Annotated in this window: 5 protein-coding genes and 1 pseudogene; 3 read left to right on the top strand and 3 right to left on the bottom strand. The window is 61.4% G+C overall.

The annotated features are described in order from the left end of the window. Positions 1-85, bottom strand: a pseudogene (locus tag H0W38_RS21530) (iron-sulfur cluster insertion protein ErpA); the annotation flags it as partial. Beyond that, positions 82-450 (bottom strand): iron-sulfur cluster assembly accessory protein, encoded by a 369-nt coding sequence (locus H0W38_RS21525; protein WP_292458048.1) that lies wholly within the window; start codon positions 448-450, stop codon positions 82-84. The pseudogene H0W38_RS21530 and the gene H0W38_RS21525, both read right to left, overlap by 4 nt. A 158-nt stretch (positions 451-608) precedes the next feature. Between H0W38_RS21525 and H0W38_RS21520 the strand changes: the two genes are divergently transcribed. From H0W38_RS21520 to H0W38_RS21510, 3 genes are read left to right on the top strand one after another with little or no spacing between them, the layout of a single operon-like run. Continuing rightward, positions 609-1,235 (top strand): MarR family transcriptional regulator, encoded by a 627-nt coding sequence (locus tag H0W38_RS21520; RefSeq protein ID WP_292458046.1) that lies wholly within the window; start codon positions 609-611, stop codon positions 1,233-1,235. Next, positions 1,232-1,654, top strand: a complete 423-nt coding sequence (locus H0W38_RS21515; protein WP_292458043.1) for a hypothetical protein — start codon at positions 1,232-1,234, stop codon at positions 1,652-1,654. Before H0W38_RS21520 ends, H0W38_RS21515 begins: the two co-directional genes overlap by 4 nt. Positions 1,655-1,677: 23 nt before the next feature. Further along, complete coding sequence (locus tag H0W38_RS21510; protein WP_292458053.1) at positions 1,678-1,962, top strand: FAD-dependent oxidoreductase; 285 nt, start codon at positions 1,678-1,680, stop codon at positions 1,960-1,962. A gap of 90 nt (positions 1,963-2,052) precedes the next feature. On the opposite strand, the gene H0W38_RS21505 is transcribed toward H0W38_RS21510, so the two are convergent. Continuing rightward, on the bottom strand, positions 2,053-2,151 hold a 99-nt coding region (locus H0W38_RS21505), incomplete at its 5' end, for an IS3 family transposase (protein ID WP_292458051.1).

The raw sequence follows: 2,151 nt of genomic DNA, 5'->3' as shown, positions 1-2,151 counted from the left end.
ATTCAGCGACTTTGGCCGCCGCGCTGTCGGTAAAGACAAAAGGTGAGGGCATTTCCGTCTGGATTTTTTCAGTGACTGCGCTCATGGGGTTACTACCTCAGTATTCTTTACGTCAAACTTGGGTTTTTTTACGTTGAAACTCTCGCCACAGCCGCATTCGCTTTCGACGTTGGGATTGTCGAACTTGAACATCTGCTTGAGCCCCTCCTTGACGAAATCGATACGCGAGCCATCGAGCACCGACAGGCTGTCGGTATCGAGAACGACACGTGCGTTGTGCGACTCGAATGTGTGGTCTCCAGGGCGTATTTCGTCGGCGATGTCAAAGGTATGCGCCAAGCCCGTACAGCCCACTTTCTTGACGCCGATGCGCAGGGCAAGCCCTTTGCCGCGCTTCGCCAACTGGCTCTGAATCTGTTTTGCCGCGTTTTCTGTCAAGGTAATCGCCATCAGTCAGCCTCCAAAGTAGCCATACCAAGCACCGCGATCAGCAGGGAGATCCGCGCTGGATCGCCTGAAGGTTCCTCGCGCCGCTGCAAGAACTTCATGTAGTGTCGCTTCGAAACCATAGACTTGTCAACATGGTTTCTTAACGCTACAATCTAGGCATGGACAAGGAGTTGAAGATGGACAGTCGTGCGATCGCGGAGTTGGTCTTGCAACTGGGGCGCATGGCGTCCGCCGAGGCGCACGGAGAGGGGCTGACGCCGGTCCAGTGGGCGGGGCTCAGGTACTTCGGGCGGGCCAACCGCTTCTCCCGAACGCCATCTGCCTTCGCCGCTTTTCACGGCACGACGCGGGGCACGGCGTCGCAGACGATCAAGAACCTTGAGGCCCGGGGCTATCTGGCGCGCATGCGGTCAGAGTCTGACCGGCGCAGTGTTCATCTCGTTCTGACGGAGAAAGCCAAGGCCATTCTCGAGAATGATCTCTTCGAAACCCTGGTCCGTGCCGTCGACACCCTGCCCCTGGGTGGCCGTAGTCAGTTCGCCAACGCCTTGCAGCGCGTGCTCGGCCAGGTGGCGTTGGAGAGGGGCATACCGACGTTCGGCAATTGCGCGTCGTGTACGCATCTGGAAGGCGACGACTGCAGCCGGGAGCGACAGCAGTCCTATGCGTGCGGCTTCTCGAGCGAGCCGCTGCTTCTGGAGGAACTGGACGGGATCTGCATCAACTTCGTCCAAGGCAAGCCCTTGCCGGAGAGGGGCTCTCTCATCGGAACCGCGCCGCAATGACTCGTGTTCCCGCTTTAGCGATCTCCATCGACAACAACCCAACGAACCCGACTCACGCGCTCGCCGGCCGGCTGCGAACGCATCTTCAAACGCTCGCCGTACGGCGCGTCCCGGTCCCCTATCGGGACGTGGCCAAGGCGATGCTGCTCTCGCCCCCCCACACCATTCATCAAGTGACTGAGGCGTTGGAACAACTCATGGCCGAGGACGCAGCGGCCGACCGTCCCTTCATCTCGGCCATGGTCATCAGCACGTGGCGCGGCGGCTTGCCGGCTCCGGGCTTCTTCGACTGCGCGGCGCGGCTCGGCCGTTTCGCCGGCGATGCAACCGGCCTCGGCGCCAGGACGTTTCTTGCGGACGAGTTCGACGCGTCGGTCGCCTTGTGGGCGCGTCCATGCCCGACAGCGGCGACGACGTGAAGGGTTAGCGCCCGCGCGTAGTCATCGTCGGCACTGGCTTCGCCGGCCTCACTGTCGCGAAGCGGCTCGCCAAGGCGCCGGCGGACATCACCCTGATCGACCGGCAGAACCATCACCTCTTTCAACCGCTGCTTTACCAAGTGGCGACGGCTGGGCTGTCGCCGGCCGACATCGCCTGGCCGATTCGAAGCCTGGTCCGGCGCCAGCGCAATACACGCGTGCTGCTGGGCGCAGTCACAGGCGTAGATCGTGAGCGCAAACACGTCACATGGACGGCCGAAACATCAACGCAGCTTTTCCAGGATTGAATCGGCTGTGGCGGTCCAGCGGAATGGCTGGGCGTGTCCGCGCCGGCCGAACTTTGATCACCCGGGGATGCGGCAGAAATCTTGGACTGGTTAAGCAGCGAGTCCGAGGCTCCTTCGGTGCTCGATGGGGCTGCGGAAGCCCAGTGAGATCTTGATCCGCTTCTCGTTGTACCAACGGATGTAAGAGTC

The organism is Methylibium sp., assembly GCF_013817365.1.
Taxonomy (GTDB): domain Bacteria; phylum Pseudomonadota; class Gammaproteobacteria; order Burkholderiales; family Burkholderiaceae_C; genus Methylibium.
The sequence above is the reverse complement of the archived record's forward strand: the minus strand, read 5'-3'. Positions and strand labels throughout refer to the sequence as shown.